General features: G+C 62.0%; 15 protein-coding genes. 12 read left to right on the top strand and 3 right to left on the bottom strand.

Features of this window, described 5'->3' with window-relative positions:
* Positions 1 to 22: 22 nt before the first annotated feature.
* The gene (locus tag LJE93_16705; protein MCG6950555.1) at positions 23 to 1,375 is read right to left on the bottom strand and encodes a beta-lactamase family protein; all 1,353 of its coding nucleotides are present in this window, start codon (positions 1,373 to 1,375) and stop codon (positions 23 to 25) included.
* A gap of 64 nt (positions 1,376 to 1,439) precedes the next feature.
* On the opposite strand from LJE93_16705, the gene LJE93_16710 reads away from it, so the two are divergent.
* From LJE93_16710 to LJE93_16720, 3 genes are all read left to right on the top strand, one after another.
* Positions 1,440 to 2,108, top strand: a complete 669-nt coding sequence (locus LJE93_16710; protein ID MCG6950556.1) for an N-acetylmuramoyl-L-alanine amidase — start codon at positions 1,440 to 1,442, stop codon at positions 2,106 to 2,108.
* A 6-nt stretch (positions 2,109 to 2,114) separates the two neighbouring features.
* Positions 2,115 to 3,320 carry a DUF819 family protein gene (locus LJE93_16715; GenBank protein ID MCG6950557.1) on the top strand — a complete coding sequence of 402 codons (1,206 nt, stop codon included), beginning with the start codon at positions 2,115 to 2,117 and terminating at the stop codon, positions 3,318 to 3,320.
* Positions 3,321 to 3,445: 125 nt separating this feature from the next.
* The gene (locus tag LJE93_16720) at positions 3,446 to 4,981 is read left to right on the top strand and encodes an Asp/Glu/hydantoin racemase (GenBank protein ID MCG6950558.1); all 1,536 of its coding nucleotides are present in this window, start codon (positions 3,446 to 3,448) and stop codon (positions 4,979 to 4,981) included.
* 164 nt (positions 4,982 to 5,145) lie between these two features.
* Here LJE93_16720 and LJE93_16725 read toward each other — a convergent pair whose 3' ends face one another.
* Entirely contained in the window at positions 5,146 to 5,736 is a 591-nt protein-coding gene (locus tag LJE93_16725) for a hypothetical protein (protein MCG6950559.1), read from the bottom strand.
* Positions 5,737 to 6,031: 295 nt separating this feature from the next.
* Here LJE93_16725 and LJE93_16730 point away from each other — a divergent pair, with 295 nt between their 5' ends.
* The 9 genes from LJE93_16730 (at position 6,032) to LJE93_16770 (ending at position 16,719) form a co-directional block, all read left to right on the top strand.
* Positions 6,032 to 7,216: an alanine--glyoxylate aminotransferase family protein gene (locus LJE93_16730; protein MCG6950560.1), complete on the top strand. Its 1,185-nt coding sequence runs from the start codon at positions 6,032 to 6,034 to the stop codon at positions 7,214 to 7,216.
* Between the two features lie 119 nt (positions 7,217 to 7,335).
* On the top strand, positions 7,336 to 8,556 hold the full coding sequence (locus LJE93_16735) for a GHMP kinase (GenBank protein ID MCG6950561.1): 1,221 nt from the start codon (positions 7,336 to 7,338) through the stop codon (positions 8,554 to 8,556).
* Positions 8,556 to 9,506 (top strand): NDP-sugar synthase, encoded by a 951-nt coding sequence (locus LJE93_16740; protein ID MCG6950562.1) that lies wholly within the window; start codon positions 8,556 to 8,558, stop codon positions 9,504 to 9,506. Before LJE93_16735 ends, LJE93_16740 begins: the two co-directional genes overlap by 1 nt.
* A gap of 262 nt (positions 9,507 to 9,768) precedes the next feature.
* Entirely contained in the window at positions 9,769 to 10,476 is a 708-nt protein-coding gene (locus tag LJE93_16745; GenBank protein ID MCG6950563.1) for a FadR family transcriptional regulator, read from the top strand.
* Positions 10,473 to 12,029, top strand: a complete 1,557-nt coding sequence (locus LJE93_16750) for a tagaturonate epimerase family protein (GenBank protein ID MCG6950564.1) — start codon at positions 10,473 to 10,475, stop codon at positions 12,027 to 12,029. The genes LJE93_16745 and LJE93_16750 overlap by 4 nt, the downstream gene beginning before the upstream one ends.
* The gene (locus tag LJE93_16755; protein ID MCG6950565.1) at positions 12,026 to 12,808 is read left to right on the top strand and encodes an SDR family oxidoreductase; all 783 of its coding nucleotides are present in this window, start codon (positions 12,026 to 12,028) and stop codon (positions 12,806 to 12,808) included. Before LJE93_16750 ends, LJE93_16755 begins: the two co-directional genes overlap by 4 nt.
* Positions 12,809 to 12,813: 5 nt before the next feature.
* A complete protein-coding gene (locus LJE93_16760) occupies positions 12,814 to 14,100 on the top strand; it encodes a lactate racemase domain-containing protein (protein MCG6950566.1) in 1,287 nt (428 codons plus the stop codon).
* Positions 14,100 to 15,554: a decarboxylating NADP(+)-dependent phosphogluconate dehydrogenase gene (gene gnd / locus LJE93_16765; protein ID MCG6950567.1), complete on the top strand. Its 1,455-nt coding sequence runs from the start codon at positions 14,100 to 14,102 to the stop codon at positions 15,552 to 15,554. The genes LJE93_16760 and gnd overlap by 1 nt, the downstream gene beginning before the upstream one ends.
* An 88-nt stretch (positions 15,555 to 15,642) precedes the next feature.
* Positions 15,643 to 16,719: a sugar kinase gene (locus tag LJE93_16770; protein ID MCG6950568.1), complete on the top strand. Its 1,077-nt coding sequence runs from the start codon at positions 15,643 to 15,645 to the stop codon at positions 16,717 to 16,719.
* Between the two features lie 25 nt (positions 16,720 to 16,744).
* Here LJE93_16770 and asnB read toward each other — a convergent pair whose 3' ends face one another.
* A complete protein-coding gene (gene asnB / locus LJE93_16775; protein ID MCG6950569.1) occupies positions 16,745 to 18,493 on the bottom strand; it encodes an asparagine synthase (glutamine-hydrolyzing) in 1,749 nt (582 codons plus the stop codon).
* Positions 18,494 to 18,554 lie beyond the last annotated feature (61 nt).

Below are 18,554 nucleotides of genomic sequence, written 5' to 3' on the forward strand. Positions count from 1 at the left end.
TCAAAATTGAGAATTCAAAATTCTAGAGAAGCCTGGCGAGCTGCTCCAAGATCCTCGCCTCGATCGGGGTCAGCGTGCTCGAGCCATCACTCTCGGCCTCGGGATCGAAGGCGGTTCCGGTGAGCGCGAAGATCAGGCCGTCGCCCGACTCGGGATGGGCCCAGACGCCGGCGAGTAGCCCGTACGCCTCTCCGAAGTGTCCATACCACCTTCGGGCGTCACCCGGAAAGAGGCGGTCGCCCGCGGTTTCGCTGGTGACCATCCGGATGCCGGTCGCCCACGCGTTGAGCTTGCCCGCATAATCCTCGAAGTTCTCCTTGGCCGGATCGTAACGCCAGACTTCGCTCCGCATCTCATCCATGCTCGCCGGGCTCAAAATCCGCACCGCGCCCACGCTGCCGTCACCCGCGAAGATCTTGGCCAGAGTCTCGAGTCCTCTGAGTGACATCCGGGCGCCGCCCTGCGGGCTAAACTGAGCGCCGTTCGTCCCCGGGACGTATTCGGCACCTTCGGGTAGTGCCGTCGGTATACCCTCGCTCAGATCGTCGACCTGGGCGAACCACGGACCGTCAGGATCCCATGTATTCTCCCGATCGCGCTTGCGGTAGAGCGTCGCCAGGTTCTTCTGATCTACTTCGGACAGACCAGCGACGTTGAATCCCCCCGCGAGCCCCAGTGGCTCGAAGAAGCGTTGCTTCATGAGGTGGTCGAACCGAACGCCGGTCACCTTCTCGAGGATGGTACCGACGACTCCGTAGTTGAGGTTGCAGTATTCGAAGAACACTCCCGGCCCGCGATCCCGGCCCTCCTCGGCGATCTGGAACCGCTCACCGTAATCACGATCGTGAGGGTCGAAGGCCTCCTGGAGGGCGCTGGGGTAGCGGATGATGTAGGACTCTCCGGCGTCACGAATCGAGGAGACGTGAGAGAGGAGGTCACGAAGGGTTATGGCCCGGTCCGGGTAGTGCGGGTTACGGAGCTTCCAGCCGAGGTATTCCGAGACATCGCGATCCAGCTCCAGCTTTCCTTCCTCGACGAGCTGAAGTACGACGATCGTCGAGAGGGTCTTCGAGACCGATGCGATTCGCATCAGGCTGTCTGGTGTGAGTTTTCGGTCGATCTTCTCCTCGGGATCGATGTAGGCTCGTCCGAAGGTGGCCTCGAAGGTCACCTCTCCATCGCGCAGGACAGCTACGGCAAGACCCGAGAGCTCCCGCCCTGGTTCTCCATCACCGTTTGCGAGTCGCGCCAGCTCGCTGTAAACCTCGTCTTCGATGTTCATTCCAGGCCCCGGATCAGCAGTCTCATCCCCGCCACAGGCGAAGATCGAAAGTACCAACGTCGCGACGATCGTCCAAACCAGTGCGTTCTTCATGGCGCGTACTATCGCACATCCCTGGCGCTGTTCGATTAAACTGGCGCTCGTTTGGGGGGATTCGATGCGGTCACGAGCGTTGTCTGTCCCGAGCCTTGCCATGCTGTTGGCGTTGACCGGCTGCGCCACCGGCCTCGAGATACATGATCGTCCAATCTCGTTCTCGGCCGAGCGGACGAGCGGCACGTTGCAGTACATCGCAGATCACTACGGTCAGCATCCCGAGGACATTTCGATCGTTCCCCGCATCATCGTCCTCCACTGGACAGCGATCGACGATTTCGATAGATGCATCGAGGTCTTCGATCGGGAGAAGCTCGGAGGGTCCCGGCCCGGGCTGGCTGCCGCCGGAGACGTCAACGTCTCGATCCAGTTCCTGGTCGATCGCGACGGGACGGTCCATCGATTGATGCCCGAGACCTGGATGGCCCGTCACTGCATCGGACTCAACTACTCGGCGATAGGCGTCGAGAATGTTGGCGGCGCCGGGGGTGTCGACAACCTCACCGATGCGCAGATCGAGGCCAACATCCGGCTCGTGCGATACCTGGTGAAGAAGTACCCGACCATCCGATACCTGATCGGCCATATGGAGTACCTCGATTTCGATGGCCACCCGTTGTGGCTGGAACAGGACGAGACATATCGGACGGAGAAGATCGATCCGGGAGACCGGTTCATGACCGCCGTGCGCGAGGCGGTGGCCGACCTCGGGCTCGAGGGCCCCCCGTGAGCCGGAATGATTGGACACAGCGTGATCAGTGACCCGACTGCCGTGTTCATGTATCTGGCGGGTCTCCTCGGCGCCATCTTCTGGCTGAGTGGTCTGCCGCAGCTCCAACGCCTCTTCCACGTGACACCGGCGATCATCTACGCGTACTTCCTGCCGGCGCTGAGCACCAGTCTCGGGATCACCCCGGACAGTTCGACGGCCTATGACTGGATGCTCCGCTACCTGCTGCCGGTGAGCCTTCTCCTTCTGATGGTGACGGTGGACGTCCGGGCGATCATTCGTCTGGGCGGCAAGGCGCTGATCATGATGCTGGCGGGATCACTCGGGATCATCATCGGCGGACCGGTCGCACTGGCCCTACTGGGACATTTCCTGCCGCCGGACACGTGGATGGGTCTGGCGGCATTGTCGGGTTCCTGGATCGGCGGCGCACCGAATATGGTGGCGATCAAGGAGAGCGTCGGCACCCCCGACTCGCTGATGGGTCCGATCATCGTGGTCGACACCTTCTTCGCCTACGGCTGGATGGGAGTTCTCCTTTTCCTCGGCGGCTTTCAGGACAGGCTCGACAGGTGGCTCCGCGCGGACACCGAGGATCTCGATGCACTCGACGGCCGCCTGGCGGTGGAGGACGCCGTTCGGAACCCGGTGGAAATCCGCGGTCTGGCGATGATCCTCGGGCTCGGTTTCGCCGGTGGTGCGGCGTGCATCTGGCTGGGAGACAGGTTGCCTTTGCTGGGTGATCCGACCATCGTCAGCCACACGACCTGGACGGTAGTTCTGGTGACCTCGCTGGGACTCGCTCTGTCGTTCACCCCGGTTCGTCGGCTGGAGCGAGTCGGCGCCTCGCGGGCTGGATATATCGCCCTCTACCTGATGCTGACCGCGATCGGCGCCCAGGCCGACCTCAAGGAGGTGATCGAGGTGCCCCTCTATCTCGTGGTCGGCGTCATCTGGCTCGGGATCCACATCGCGGTACTCTTCGTCGTGGGGCGACTGGTACGAGCGCCGCTCTTTTTCGTCGCTACCGGCAGCATGGCGAACGTCGGTGGGGTGGTGTCGGCTCCGATCGTTGCCTCGGTCTATCGCCGGTCGCTCGCACCGGTTGGTGTGTTGATGGGCGTGTCGGGCTATCTGATCGGCATCTACGGCGCCCTGTTGTGCGCGTGGCTCCTGTCGGTGGTCGCCTCCGCGATGGGGTTCATTTCGTGAGACAGTTTTGAGTTATGAATTTTGAGTTTCTGTTCCAAAAAGAATAGAAACGGGTGGCGGGCTCGAAATCCTACAATGCATCCGGCGAGAATGGCGCAGAAGAGGAGCTGAACCACATGAGAAACATGCGCACAGCAATCCCACTCGTGTTGTTGGGCGTCATCGCCGCCCTCGGACCCGGCTGCACCAGCGTCGTTGAGGAGACGCAGCCGCGCTCGATCGTGGATCTGGTCGCCGACGGCGACTCGGCCCTGTTTTCGGTTCCCATCGAGAGGTATCAGACGCTCGACGATGACCTGCCGATCGGGGTCTTCGATTCGGGGATCGGCGGGCTCACCGTCCTCAACGAGATCGTCACGATTGACCGGTTCGACAACCGGACCCATGAGCCGGGGGCGGATGGGCGACCTGACTTCGAGGACGAGTCCTTCGTCTACCTCGGTGACCAGGCGAATATGCCCTACGGGAACTACCCGTCGGAGGACAAGGTTGATTTTCTCGAGGAGCTGATCGTCAAGGATACCGTGTTCCTGCTCGGGAACCGATATTGGCTGTCGAGAACAGCTGAGGCTCCCCGCCGGGACAAACCACCGGTCAAGGCAATCGTGGTTGCGTGCAACACGGCGACTGCCTACGGCCTCGACGACATTCACCGCGCCCTCGAAAGGTGGGGTGTTCCGGTCTTCACCGTCGGAGTGGTGGCAGCGGGTGCGGACGGCGCCATCGAATCGCTGCTCGAGACGGGACCGAATGGTGCGGTGGCCGTGATGGCGACCGTCGGCACGTGCGCCAGTGGCGGCTACCCGCGCGAAATCGCGCGCGCGTCGCGCGAGGGAGGGATCGATCCACCGGAGGTCATTCAACAGGGGAGCCTCGGGCTCGCGGGCGCGATCGAGGGAAGTCCGGAGTTCGTCGCGGCGGAAGACGCCGCGGCAACCGCAACTTATCGAGGGCCGGCAGTCGGCAACTCCACGGCACCGATCGAGCCGGAGTTGATCGGGGCATATGGCTTCGAGCCTGAGGGCATTTTAGGGGATCTCGAGCAACCCGAAACCTGGCGGCTGAACTCGATCGAAAACTACATACGCTACGATACCGCGACCCTGGTCGAGAACCATCGGAAGGCCGGATCGACCGATCCGATCAGCACGGTGATACTGGGTTGTACCCACTTCCCGTTCCACCAGGCGGACATCGAGAGGTCGTTCCACAGGCTACGGGAGTTCCGGACCGTGTCGGGCGAGGCGCCGTACGAACATCTCATCGCCGAGGACATCATCTTCGTGGATCCCGCCCGATTGACAGCCGTTCAGCTCTACGAAGCTTTGACAGAAAGAGAGCTCTTCGACGATGACAACCCCGGGGGCGCGACCGCCGACGAGTTCTTCATCTCGGTGCCGAATGCCGATTGCCCGGGAGTCGTGCTGCGGCCCGACGGGCTCTCATTCACCTACGCCTACAAGTACGGGCGAACGCCGGGAGAGCTGGACCTGGAGTACGTGAAGAGGGTGCCGATGAGCCGCACGAATCTGGGTGACGCAGCTGTCGCGACCATCCGCAGGACCATGCCCGGCGTGTGGACGCGTCTCGTCGCTTTTAGCGCTTACAACCCGCGGTGCACGGACCTGCCGGATGAAGCGAGGATTCGTGAGACAGATTGACGGCAGTTTGTGCGACGGTGTCTGCAACGCCTTGAACGTGAAGGAGCAAGAATTGAAAGTTTTCCTCCGCCGCCAAAGAAATACGGAACAGGGCGGGCGGGAACTCCAAACTCTCAACTCAAAACTCAAAACTCAAAACTCAAAACTCAAAACTGGTCCGGATGCTATTCAGGCACTTCGATCTCGAACGGGATGTCCGCCCTGCTCTCTTCGAGCTCGACAATGAGCCTCCATCGTCCGGGCTGCACGCCTCCAGGGACCTTGAAGACCAGTGGCCCCGAGCACACCTGGAATGTATTGACCCTGATTTCGTCGACCGCAAAGCTCCCGAAAGGATCGACGAGGAACCACCTGTCGCACGGCATCTGGCTGGTCTCGTAGCGCCCCAGGATGGGGAGGATGGCCATGCCGCGCTCGAGCCGGACACGAAGCTGTCCGTAGTTCTCCCGAAACTCTTTCTGGCTGACGAGAGCGAGGCGACGCCCATCAGGCGTGATCATGGAGATGTCGGAACGGTTGACCAGAAAACTCTCACCGCGAGGCGCGGTCGCGAACTCGACGGCGATCACCAACCACTCTTCGCCCAGGCTCCGACCCGCCTGACTGAAGCCGACCGCAGCCTCCAGCTCGGGTCCGCGGTGAACGACCGAGTATCTGCCGAACGCCTCGGTACCGAACTCTCCGGCGCCGGGTCCTGGTGCGGTCGCGCATCCGGAGACGAGCAACAGGATCGAAAGGATGTATCGCAGTTGCATTGTTGCCGACACCTTTCAGATCGAAAGCATCCCACGACTGGCGCCTCGTGTCATCTGGACCGGGCCGTTTTTTTCTTTGCACTGCACCCCCATCCTCGAAAAGTTGTGCAAAATTCTCGCCGATCTCGGTTCGAACAGGAGATCAGCCCACAGGAAGAATGGTAGGGCCAGGTATGATCTGAAGCCGCGACGGATGTCTTTCTGAAGGACCGTCGGGAGTTGCACCCAACGCTTCGTCCCGAAGTCGGGCCTCGAAGTTTTTCGGTGACGGATTTTGCACTCGAGGAGGTAGGCGATGGCGAAACCCGACCAGATTTTCGATCTGCCGCGGCGGGTGCTTCTGGGACCCGGTCCGAGCGATGTTCCCGACCGCGTTCTGGCGGCGATGGCGGTGCCAACCATCGGTCACCTCGATCCGAAGTACCTCCGCATCATGGATGAGACGAGGCGAATGCTGCAGGGCGTGTTCCGGACGGCGAACGAAATGACGGTAGCGATGCCGGGTACAGGCAGCGCGGGAATGGAAACCTGCGTCGCCAATCTGATCGAGCCCGGCGACGAAATGATCGTGTGTGTCGCCGGCGTCTTCGGCGGGCGAATGGTCGATGTTGCCGAGCGTTACGGGGCGGATGTACACCGCATCGAGGTGCCGTGGGGCGAGGTTTTCGAGCCCGACACGATCGAGGCTGCGTTGAAGAGCTTCCCTCGCACCAAGGTGGTTGGCATCGTGCATGCCGAAACCTCGACCGGCGCGCACCAGCCCCTCGACGAGATCTCACGCCTTGTCCACGACGCCGGCGCGTGCTTTCTCGTCGATGCCGTGACCTCGCTTGGTGGTGTCGAGCTCGACGTCGACGGGTGGCAGATCGATGCCTGTTATAGCGGTACTCAGAAATGCCTGTCGTGCCCGCCGGGGCTTGCCCCGGTCACGTTTTCTCCTGCCGCAGTGGAAATAATTAGGAAGCGCTCGACGAAGGTCACGAGCTGGTATCTCGACCTTTCGATGATCGAGCGCTACTGGGGGCAGGAGCGGATCTACCACCACACCGCGCCGATCAACATGTCCTATGCGCTATACGAGGCCCTGCGCATCGTCGAGGAGGAAGGCCTCGAGGCGCGGATCGAACGCCACCTTCGAAACCACCGGGCGCTTCGGGCCGGTCTCGAGGCGATGGGCCTCTCCTACATTCCGCCACGTCGTTCGCTCGCGGTTCTCAACGCGGTCCACGCGTTGCCTAGTGTCGACGATGCCGTCGTCAGACGTCGCCTGCTCGAAGAATTCGGGATCGAGATCGGTGCCGGGCTCGGTCCATTCAAGGGGAAGGCGTGGCGCATCGGCCTGATGGGCGCATCGAGTACCCGGCGCAACGTAGTACTTGTGTTGACCGCCCTGGAGGCGATTCTGGGGGACCTCGGTGTCGGCGTGGATCGGGGCATGGCAGTCGCAGAGGCAATGAAAACATACACTTCGTCGGAATGAACTCTCACCGGTAGCACTCTGCAGCCGATAGGCGTGTACGAGTTCTTGCCCGGGATTTCGGGTGGGACTATTCTCGGTCCACGTATGGGGTACATGACGACGGAGATATTGAAGGCAACATGACGATTCTCCGATCCGCCGGACGTGAACTCTCGGAAGTCGTTGAACTGCTTGGCCAGGTTGCAGATCTCGAAAGCGGGAACGGGTTTGTCGCAAAGGTGCCGCTGCGAATCTGTCCGATCGGTGCTCACGTCGATCACCAGGGTGGGATCGTCACCGGCATGACGATCGACCGTTACGTGTGGCTGGCCGCCGTGCCTGATCCGGAGCCCGTGTTCACGGTTGAAAGTCTCGACTTCACAGGCAGGGAGACGGTCGCACTCACCGACGAAATCAAACCGAAGGTCGGGGATTGGGGTGACTATGTACGTGCGGCGGTAGCTGCCCTCAGGCAGGACCGGCCTCTCGATTGTGGGCTCAAGGCTGTCGTTGGCGGCGATCTTCCTGGCAGCGGACTGAGCTCGTCGGCCGCGGTGCTCATCGCATATCTGCTCGCCCTGACCAGGGTGAACGGGATCGATCTCGGCCGGGAAGACATCGCAGCGCTCGTTCAGCGTGCGGAGAACGAGTACGTAGGCGTCGAAAGCGGTCAACTTGACCAATCCATCATCCTCCACGGGCAACGCGGAAATCTCACCCGGATCGCCTGCACCGAAAGGACCATCGATCAGGTGCCGTTTCCGGAAGGAGGCAGGGAATTTGACGTACTGGTTGCGTTCTCGGGAGTGTCGAGGGAACTTGCCGGATCTGGCTTCAATACGCGAGTGGAGGAGTGCAGGAATGCGGCGAGGATATTGCTTGAACTCAGTGGACGACAGATCACGGATGTTCCGCTCCTGTCTGATGTTCCGCCCGACGTTTTCGAGCGTTTCGCCTGCCAAATTCCGACGATCCCGCGGCGTCGCGCGGCGCATTTCTTTGGTGAGCAGCGTCGCGTCCTCAACGGCGTCGAGGCGTGGCGGCAAGGCGACATCGAGCGCTTTGGGGGGTTGATGACAGCCTCCGGCGCGAGTTCGATTCAGAATTACGAGAGCGGAACCGCCGAGCTCGTCACGCTGTACGAACTGCTCCGCGGCACTCCCTGCGTGATCGGCACGCGGTTCTCAGGCGGAGGGTTCGGCGGTAGTTGCATCGCCCTCATCGAGCGTGGTGAGGGAGAATGCGTCAGCGAAACTGTCCGGCAGGGATATGAATTGGCCCATCCGGCGGCCGCGGCGGCAGCTTCGTTCGACGTCTGCAACTCCGCGGGTGCGGCGCGGGTTGAACGATTGAGGGTCTGATGCAGGCCGTTGTGCTCGCCGCGGGTCACGGAACCAGACTGCACCCGGTAACGCTGGGGCGGAGCAAGGCGATGTGCCCTGTTGTAGGCCGGCCGTTGGTCGCCTGGGCGATTGAACCATTGGTGGAGAACGGGATCCGCGACTTCGTGTTCGTCATCTCTCCAGATGATCGCGAAATCGCGCCCTACTTCCAAGGAGATCACGGGTCGAAGGTTAACGCGCGATTCGTCGTTCAGGAGCGCAGACTCGGCACCGCTCATGCCCTTGGCACTGCGGCGGCGCTCATCGATGGCCGGTTCGCCGTGTGGGCGTGCGACAGCCTGGTCGACACAGACCACGTTGCCGATCTTCTCGACGCGGCGCGGGAGGGGGACATCGTCCTCAGCCTCCTCGATGTCGTGCCCGAGTTCATCCCGCGAAGCGCTGCCGTGGAGCTCGACGGGAACATCGTTCGCAGCATCGTCGAAAAGCCGCGGCTGGAGGAAGCGCCGTCGCACACCGTCAGCCTGCCGCACTACATATGTCGGCGCGCAGTGCTGGATCTTTTGCCCGACGTTCAGGTGTCCTCCCGCGGGGAGTTCGAGTTTCCCGACGCCATCCAGAAGATGATCGATCGCGGCTCCCGAGTTGTCGGGGTCAAGGCCTCGGCACGGGTTCAGGTGAGTTCCCCGAGGGACCTTCTGTCGTTGAACCGGTCATTTCTCAGGAATCGTAGAGAACAGTTGACCGGCGACAGCACGGGCCTCGGACGCGGTTTCACCGCGATCCCTCCGGTCCACATCGACGACGGTGCCGAGGTATCCCCGGGCTGCGAGATCGGTCCGGAGGTCTACCTCGAAGCGGGCTGCCGCATCGGCGCCGGAGCTGTGATTCGGGGATCGATCATTCTCAGAGACGGACGTGTCTCCGAGGGTGAGCTGATCGAAAACGCCGTCGTGACCCGAGATTGACGACCAAAAAGGGTTGTCTGTCGTTTTCTGCGCATCCAATATTGGACAGACCATTTTCCCTTTTCATCTATCTGCTTGTTTTGTGAAGAAAGAACAGCATCGCCTTACAAGGCCTGAATTTCTTAACCATGGTTATCAATTGAAGTTATTGTTTCAAATATATTTACGATATTTTCTTTATGCCAGGGTACAGATGTTTGCCTGCCTGTCTCGAGGATGGTAGACTTTGTCATATGGTCAGACCAATTGGAGCGAAATCGGAATGACAGCAGAATCCAGCAGCCGCTCCACCCAAGATGGGTCGTCGATAGCCGCGAGGGCCGTCGTCAGCTACATCCGAAAGCTGATCGAGGACGGACGTTTCAAGGCGGGCGACAAACTTCCTCCTGAGAGAGAAATGGCGCAGGTTCTCGGCGTGAGCCGAGCGAGTGTGCGCGACGGCCTGCGGTCACTCGCGACAGTTGGCGTGGTCGAAGCCAGGCAAGGTGCCGGCACCTTCGTAGCGGACGGCCCACCCACCTTCGACGTCAACCCGATTTCTCTTTTTGTGTCCCTCCACAAAATCCCGGAATGCGAGCTTTTTGAAACTCGGCGGGTCATCGAGATCGATCTGGCGGGTCTCGCCGCAGAGAGGGCGGGCGGTGAGGAGTTGGCCGTCATTTCGGAGCAGGTGACGGAGATGTATGCGTCGCTCGATGACGTGCACCGATTTCTGGTTCACGATATCCGATTTCATCGATCCGTGGCAGCTGCAGCGAGGAATCCACTCCTGGCCGCAATCATGGAAATGGTGGCCGATCTGTTCTACGACCAGCGGACTGCTACGGTGGAAGGCTGGCAGGGAGCTGCCGAGGCGGCGGAGCAGCACCGCAGGATCTATCAGGCGATCAGGGCGGGAGATGTCGACAAGGCCCGCGCCGAGATGGGCCATCACCTGACCTGGGCGCAACGGGACCAGGAGGTGGAATGAGCATCCGTGACAACATCGAATCTCTTCGCAGCGGAGAAAAGGCAACGGCGGCCTTGCGCCTTCCCTCGGGCGTCAGGCTCGACGTCGAACGGCGGTCGGTGCAGTGGTTCGATGGAGGAGCATTGATGGTCGCCCGTGAAGGTGGGCGCCGACGGTTGCTGGTGATGGAAGGTGATGGCTCCAGCCTCACCGACAGATTCTCCGGCGAACGCGTCGAGATCGAGCCGGGCGTCGTTGCCCGCGTCGGAAACCTCGATCACTCGAACGCGGTCGCGGTCCGTGAGATCTGTGAGATCGCCCGGCCGCAACCCCTCGGTCTCGCCGACAGCTTCGGCCTCGGTGACCGGCTCGGCGTTGCCGGACCGGCCCACCTGCGGGCCATGCGGGACAGCGGCTTCAGGGCTGTGCTCGCGCAACAGTCGATTCGCGAGCTGGAGCGCACCGAGCGCACTCCCGACGAGGTCATGGACGCCGCCGTGTGGGCGGTGATCGAGGAGGGCTGGCAGGATCCATGGGGGGCGGATGCCGACCACCTCAAGACGCCGGCCGACGTCGAGCTGATGGCGGCGGCCGGGTTCACGATGTTCACCATCGATCCTGGAGATCACGTGGTCGACGCCGCGGACACGATGTCGGTCGAGGAACTCGAGAACGCGTTCTTGGAACTGCCGTGGAGGGAGCTGGAAACGACGCCGGAGGAAGCCCGGAGCCGCTATGCCGGGGGCAAGATCATTTCTTGGGATGGTCTCGAGCTCCATCCATCGAACGCAGATATCCTGCGGGCGTGGGTCAAGTACGGGACCTCGCTCGCTCACACTTCGAAGATGTATCGTCACATCGCATCCACAATGGGAGATCGCCTATTCGAAGTCGAGGTGTCGGTCGACGAGACTGCCTCGGTGACTACGCCGTTCGAACACTGGCTGGTGGCTACGGAATTGCGCCGCCTCGAAGTCGAGTGGGTAGGGCTCGCGCCGCGATTCGTCGGCGATTTCGAGAAGGGCATCGACTATCGCGGCGACCTCGAGGTCTTTCGCACCGAGTACCTCAAACACCTGGCGGTGGCGAAAGCTCTCGGGCCCTACAAGATCAGCATCCACTCGGGCAGCGACAAATTCGGGGTCTACCGCGTAATCGGCGAGATCGGCAGGGGCGGGGTCCACGTCAAGACAGCAGGGACGAGTTACCTCGAGGCGCTGCGGACCCTCGCCTCATGCGAGCCGGAGCTCTTTCGAGAGATCCTCGATTTCTCGCGCTCACTCTACGAGCACGAGCGGCGCACCTATCACGTGTCGGCCGAGCTCGAACGGGTGCCGGAATCGGCGAGTCTCTCGGACGGTGAGCTCCCCGGGCTGTTCGAGGATGATGACGCGCGTCAGGTCCTGCACGTGACCTTTGGCCGGGTCCTGACCGAGAAGGTCGGCGGCGAGTACCGGTTCAAGAACCGCCTGCTGGCCGCTCTCGGTGATCACGAGAAAGAGCATTTCGCAAACCTGGAGGCGCACTTCCGGCGCCACACGGCGCCCTTTGGCGCGGTTGGAGACGGCACATGAGTTATCTCGACGATCTGTTTTCGCTCGATGGCAAGGTCGCGGTCGCAATCGGCGCCGGCGGCGTGCTGGCCGGAGCGATGGCGGATGCCCTCGGGGCTGCTGGAGCGCGGGTTGCAGTCCTCGATCTTAACGGCGAGGCCGCGGAGGCACGCGCCGAGGCGATCCGAAAGGCGGCTGGCGTCGAGGCGCTCGGCGTGGCGATCGACGCCACCAGTGAAGACGACCTGCGCAAGGCCCTCGGTCAGGTCCTGAGCCTGTGGGGCCGGGTTGATGTGATGCTCAATGCGCCCGGCATCAATTCGGGCACACCGTTCTTCGAGATCACCGAGAAGGAGTGGAACCGGATCATCTCCGTGAATCTCACCAGCATTTTCCTGGCGTGTCAGATCTTCGGCCAGGAGATGGTGAATCGCGGCGAAGGCGGCTCGATCATCAACATCTCGTCGGCCTCATCGGGGCCCCCGTTGTCGAAGGTCTTCACCTACTCGATCACCAAGGCGGGAGTCAACAATTTGACCCAGTTCCTCGCCCGGGAGTGGGCGCCGTCTGCGGTCAGAGTCAACGCCGTCGCGCCGGGCTTTTTTCCGGCCGAGCAGAACCGCAAGCTGCTGACCGAGGAACGGACGGCAGCCATCATGGGGCACACGCCGATGAACCGGTTCGGTGAAGCGGAAGAGCTCGCCGGGGCAGTGGTGTGGTTGGCCTCCGAAAAAGCCTCGGGTTTCGTCACCGGGGCCATCATTCGGGTCGATGGCGGTTTTACCGCCATGACTATCTGAGAGCCATGGTCGTCCAGATCAGCAATCGCGAACGCGCGCTCAGCGACACGGAGATCCGTGCGCTGCTGGCGACGGGCCTCGAAGAGCTCGATCTCACGGGCCGGCGGGTACTGGTGGTGATCCCTGACGGCACCCGTACCGCGCCGATTGGCCTGTTCTTCGGGCTTCTCGGCGATTTGCTGGGTTCGAAAGTGGAGGCCCTCGACTACTTGATTGCCCTCGGCACACACCCGCCGATGGACGACGCTGCTAAGGGCCGCCTCTTGGAGACCAAGGTGGTGGAAGGCATGACAAGCTCCTCGAGGGTTTTCAACCACCGCTGGGAGGTGCCGGAAACATTCGAGAACCTCGGGACGATTCCCGCCTCTGAGGTTGCGGCTGTGACCGACGGTAAGCTCGAGATGGACATCGAAGTGCGGCTCAATCAGCTGGTGGGCGACGCTGACGGAAATATGTCGTACGACCATATTCTGGTGTGCGGGCCGGTCTTTCCGCACGAGGTGGCAGGATTCTCCGGCGGCAACAAATACTTCGTTCCGGGGATCGCCGGCCAGGAGGTGATCGACGCCACTCACTGGGTGGGAGCCCTGGTGACGAGTCACGAGATCATCGGCGTCCGCGAAACGCCCGTGCGGCGGCTGATCGATCGGGCGGCCTCCTTTATTCCGACGCCGAGAAGCCTCATCGCACTGGTGATGCACGGACACGATCTGCACGGCGTGTTCATGGGTGACATGGAGGAGGCCTGGCAGGTGGCGACCGAACTCTCGGCCGAGCTCGACATCGTGTGGGTCGACCGGCCCTTCAAACGGGTGCTGTCGGTGATGCCGGAGATGTATGACGACCTGTGGACCGGCGCCAAGGGCATGTACAAGCTCGAGCCCGCCATCGCCGACGGTGGCGAGGTGGTGATCTACGCGCCCCACATCACCGAGGTGTCGTACGTACACGGTCGTTACCTCGACCAGATCGGCTACCACGTGCGCGATTACTTCACAGCTCAGTGGGAGAAATTCAAAAATATCCCGTGGGGGGTTCTGGCCCACTCGACGCATCTTCGCGGTGCGGGCACTTACGCGAAAGGAGTCGAAGAACCGCGGATTCAGGTGACTCTGGCCACCGGTATCCCGCGCGAACGGTGCGAGGCGGCCGGACTGGGTTACCTGGACCCGGCGGAAGTCGACCCGGAGGACTGGGCCGATCGCGAGGACGAGGGCATTTTGCTGGTACGGCGCGCGGGCGAGCAGCTGTACCGCGTGAAGGGTGACGAGCAGTTTTCGGAGGAGAAGTGATGGGAGACAAAGCTGAAATCGGTCTCATAGGTCTAGCGGTCATGGGCCAGAACCTGGTCCTCAACATGAACGATCACGGCTTCAAGGTGGCGGTCTTCAACCGCACACTCGATGTTGTCGACGAGTTCCTCGCGGGCAACGCCGCCGGCCGAGACATTGTCGGCGCGCGGTCGCTCGAAGAGTTGGTTTCACTGCTCGAGAAGCCGCGGCGCGTGATGCTGCTGGTCAAGGCGGGACAGCCCGTGGACGACTTCATCGAGCGGCTGATCCCGCTCCTCGACAAGGGGGACATCATAATCGACGGAGGCAACTCCAACTACAACGACACCATGCGCCGCGCGAAGTGGGTCGAGTCGGAAGGGCTCAACTATATCGGCACAGGTGTTTCGGGCGGTGAGGAGGGCGCGCGGCACGGACCTTCGATCATGCCGGGAGGCTCGCCCGAGGCATGGCCGTCGGTCCAGCCGATATTTCAGGCGATATCGGCAAAGGTGGAGGACGGCAGTCCATGCTGCGAGTGGGTGGGCGAGAACGGCGCCGGCCACTTCGTCAAGATGGTCCACAACGGCATCGAGTACGGCGACATGCAGCTCATCTGTGAGGCCTACCACCTGATGAAGGAGGGGCTCGGCCTCGACCCCCGGCGCATGCACGAGATCTTCGCCGAGTGGAACGAAGGCGAGCTCGATTCCTACCTGATCGAGATCACCCGCGACATTCTCGGGTTCCGAGACGAGCAGGGCGAGCCGATCCTCGAGAAGATCCTCGATACCGCCGGGCAGAAGGGCACCGGCAAGTGGACGGCGATGGCGGCCCTTGAAATGGGTATCCCGCTCACCTTGATCTCCGAAGCTGTGCTGGCGCGCTTTCTTTCGGCCCTCAAGGACGAACGAATCGTGGCGGAAGGGGTGCTGAGCGGACCGGACGCTTCCTTCGAGGGGGATGTTGACGCGTTCATCGAGGATCTCCGTCAGGCCCTCTACGCCTCGAAGATCGTATCCTACGCCCAGGGCTACATGCTGATGCGGGCGGCCGCCGAGGAGTACGGTTGGAACCTCAACAACGGCGGCATCGCCCTCATGTGGCGTGGAGGATGTATCATCCGCTCGGTCTTCCTCGGCGAGATCAAGCAGGCGTACGATCGCGATCCAGCTCTCACGAACCTGCTCCTCGACCCCTATTTCTCGGAGCAGGTCGAGAACGCCCAGGCTGCGTGGCGGCGGGTGGTCGCGCGGGCGGTGGCGCTCGGCGTGCCGGTGCCTGCGATGTCGAGCGCACTCGCCTTCTACGACGGCTATCGCCACGGTCGGCTGCCGGCCAACCTCCTGCAGGCGCAGCGTGACTACTTCGGCGCCCACACCTATGAGCGCGTGGACAGACCGCGCGGCGAGTTCTTCCACACCGATTGGACCGGTCATGGCGGTGACGTGACCGCCCGGACCTATCAAGCGTAAGGGATGAATCAGGAATGAGGAATGAGGAATGAGGAATGAGGAATTCCCGACCGCCCACCCCGAGAATGAGCTGGAAAGGAATACTCGAATGATCACGTTTCGCAAAGACTCAAAATACGCGCTTCTCGTGCCCACCAGCATGGGTGTTCGTCTGACACCGATGAGCGCACAGGGAGTCCATTGCGGCAAGACATTTGTCATGGAGGTCACGAGCGCCGAATCGAACGTCGCGAGTGTCTCGTCATATCTCGGCCTGCCGGTGAAGGTCCTGACAGCCTTCGTCAAGGGCAGCCCTATCTCGCGCATGATCAAGGACGACCTGGCGGGTCGCCACATCGATTACGAGGGACGAGAGGTCGACCCGGGAGGACCCTGGGGATACCGCCACCAGATCAACATGGCGGACACCGGCTACGGCTCACGTGGGCCTCGAGTCCACAATGACCGCGCGGGCGAGGTCGGGCTCACCCTGAACGCCAAGGACTTCGATTTCGACCGGATCTTCGGGCGCGAGGGAGCTCGTTTCGTGCACCTGTCTGGGCTTGTCGCGGCCCTTTCTCCGGAGACCACGACCTTCTGCCTGAATGTCGCACGGGCTGCCAAAGAAAACGGCAGCCTCATCTCGTTCGATCTCAATCACCGCGCCTCGTTCTGGGCCAATCGTGAAGACGAGCTGCACCACGCCTTCCACGAGATTGCTGGCCTGTCCGACGTGCTGGTCGGCAACGAGGAGGACTTCCAGCTCTGTCTCGGCATCGAGGGCCCGGATGCCGGTGGCCAGGACCTCGCCGCGAAGATCGAGAGCTTCAAGGGCATGATCGATCGGGCCAAGCTGGCCTACCCCGAGACGAAGGTCTTCGCCACCACCCTGCGCGAGGTGATCAGCACCAATGCCCACATGTGGGGCGCCATCGCAGCGGTGGGCGACGAGTGGCACGTGGTCGAGCCGCGGGAGATCGTCGTCCTCGACCGCATCGGCGGTGGCGACGGGTTCGTCGGCGGCATGCTCTACGCCATGCTCAGGGGTTGGGAGCCCGAGAAATGGATCCAGTTCGGCTGGGCGACCGGCGCCCTGGTCACCACCTTGCTGACCGACTACGCCCAACCGGCGGACGAAGAGCAGATCTGGAGCATCTGGGAGGGCAACGCCCGGGTTCGACGCTGATTGATCGTGGTCCGCAGTACCTGGCTCATAGAGTGCCGGAGGTCGTCGCCCATCGGTCCAACACAAGTAATGCCCACGCCTGCTCGCCCTTGAAGTTGGCCATTCGTGGTCGACGTATGAGGCCGAAATCCGCGAGTCGATCGAGGGCCGAATCGAGCAGGCCGGGATGGCGGCGAAGCCACTGACGAATGGGCAGATTGAATCCGCGTTTCGGCAGATCGAAATGCCCGGGCGGAACCCTGTCTTTCATCAGCTCCCGAATCACCAACTTTCCTTTGTCGCCTTCTATGTTTCGCTGCAGATCGGAATGGAGCGCGACGGCGAACTCCACCAGCCGGTGATCGAGCAACGGTGGCCTCACCTCAAGCGAATGGGCCATCGAGGCGCGATCGACCTTGGTCAGCATGGCGTCGGGCAGGTAGGTGTGGAGATCCACCCACTGCATCCGGCGAATGGGATCGAGATCTTCCCGCCAGTGCGATCGGATATGCCAGAGATCGTCTTCATGGACGTTTTCGAGACGTGGTCCGATCAGAGACCGACGCTGCTGTTCGGTGAACACCGTGAGGAAGCTCGCGTATTTGGAGATCCCGGAGGCGCTCTTTCGATGGGCGGAGCGTCCGAGGTCGGTGAACGGCGGGGCAACTGCCGCCAAGCTCCGCGCCATCGCACCGCCGCGTTCGAAGAAGCGGCTGTACCATTGGTAGCCGCAGAACAGTTCGTCGCCGCCTTCTCCGGAAAGAGCAACGGTCACTTCGCTGCGTGCGAGTCGAGAGACGAGCCACACCGCCCAGGCCGCCGAGTCTCCATATGGCTCGTCGAAAATGATCGGCATCGCATCCAGAGCACGTTCGAGGTCGATCCGAGTGGCGTTCTCTTCGCGGTGAATGGTCTCGAAGTGCGAGGCGACCCGCCGTGCTGCCGGTGCCTCACTACGGCGTGATACGTCCTGTCCGATGGTGAAGGTGCGAGGTCTGTGGAGAAAAGAGGTTATTACCGTCGAATCGATTCCACCCGAGAGAAATACTCCCACAGGCACGTCCGACAAAGTGTGCATCGGTACGATCTCGGCCAACAGCTCATGCAAACGTTCGCACGCCTCACTCAAATCGGTGATCCGATTCGTGGGATCGGGGCACCAGTAGCGATCGATTTGCAGCCGGTTATCCTCCCACACGAGCGTATGGCCGGCGGGTAGCTTTCGGATGCTCTTCCAGGCGGACTTCGGCGTGGGAACGTAGCCGTAGGTCAGCACGTCCCGCAGCGCGGAGAGGTCGGCCTGTGGGCGACCGAGGGGAAACAGAGCCTTTGCCTCCGAGGCGAACGCGAGGCCGCCGTCGAGTTCGCGGTAATAAAAAGGCTTGATCCCGAGACGGTCGCGGGCGACGAGGAGCCGTCTGCGTTTCCGGTCCCAGGCCGCGAAGGAGTACATGCCGCGGAGGCGATGGACGCAGTCGAGGCCATCGCGAGCGAGTAATCGCAGGAGAACCTCGGTGTCTGAATCGGAGTGAAACGGACCGTCCAGGCTCTTGCGAAGCTCTCGATAGTTGTATATCTCACCGTTGTAGGTCAGCGCCAGATCGCCGTATTCCATGGGCTGATGGCCGGCCGCGGAAAGGTCGAGAATCGACAACCGCGTGTGACCGAGATGGGCCTCAGGGCTGGTCCAGATGCCGCGATCGTCTGGCCCTCGATGGCTCAGTGTCGCGGTCATCGCGTCGATGACTCGCGTGTCCTGAGGGGGGCAGCCTACGATTCCGACGATTCCACACATCGGGCTTCATCATACCGGTTTAGCATTGTCGGTGGCCATCGAGGTGTACGACGGAATCACA

The sequence above is a fragment of the Acidobacteriota bacterium genome, from assembly GCA_022340665.1.
Lineage (GTDB): Bacteria > Acidobacteriota > Thermoanaerobaculia > Thermoanaerobaculales > Sulfomarinibacteraceae > Sulfomarinibacter.

Bases quoted from the DNA above. Each gene is read 5' to 3' on its own strand.
- LJE93_16705 (MCG6950555.1), bottom strand. From the start codon at position 1,375: ATGAAGAACGCACTGGTTTGGACGATCGTCGCGACGTTGGTACTTTCG.
- LJE93_16710 (MCG6950556.1), top strand. From the start codon at position 1,440: ATGCGGTCACGAGCGTTGTCTGTCCCGAGCCTTGCCATGCTGTTGGCG.
- LJE93_16715 (MCG6950557.1), top strand. From the start codon at position 2,115: ATGATTGGACACAGCGTGATCAGTGACCCGACTGCCGTGTTCATGTAT.
- LJE93_16720 (MCG6950558.1), top strand. From the start codon at position 3,446: ATGCGCACAGCAATCCCACTCGTGTTGTTGGGCGTCATCGCCGCCCTC.
- LJE93_16725 (MCG6950559.1), bottom strand. From the start codon at position 5,736: ATGCAACTGCGATACATCCTTTCGATCCTGTTGCTCGTCTCCGGATGC.
- LJE93_16730 (MCG6950560.1), top strand. From the start codon at position 6,032: ATGGCGAAACCCGACCAGATTTTCGATCTGCCGCGGCGGGTGCTTCTG.
- LJE93_16735 (MCG6950561.1), top strand. From the start codon at position 7,336: ATGACGATTCTCCGATCCGCCGGACGTGAACTCTCGGAAGTCGTTGAA.
- LJE93_16740 (MCG6950562.1), top strand. From the start codon at position 8,556: ATGCAGGCCGTTGTGCTCGCCGCGGGTCACGGAACCAGACTGCACCCG.
- LJE93_16745 (MCG6950563.1), top strand. From the start codon at position 9,769: ATGACAGCAGAATCCAGCAGCCGCTCCACCCAAGATGGGTCGTCGATA.
- LJE93_16750 (MCG6950564.1), top strand. From the start codon at position 10,473: ATGAGCATCCGTGACAACATCGAATCTCTTCGCAGCGGAGAAAAGGCA.
- LJE93_16755 (MCG6950565.1), top strand. From the start codon at position 12,026: ATGAGTTATCTCGACGATCTGTTTTCGCTCGATGGCAAGGTCGCGGTC.
- LJE93_16760 (MCG6950566.1), top strand. From the start codon at position 12,814: ATGGTCGTCCAGATCAGCAATCGCGAACGCGCGCTCAGCGACACGGAG.
- gnd (MCG6950567.1), top strand. From the start codon at position 14,100: ATGGGAGACAAAGCTGAAATCGGTCTCATAGGTCTAGCGGTCATGGGC.
- LJE93_16770 (MCG6950568.1), top strand. From the start codon at position 15,643: ATGATCACGTTTCGCAAAGACTCAAAATACGCGCTTCTCGTGCCCACC.
- asnB (MCG6950569.1), bottom strand. From the start codon at position 18,493: ATGTGTGGAATCGTCGGAATCGTAGGCTGCCCCCCTCAGGACACGCGA.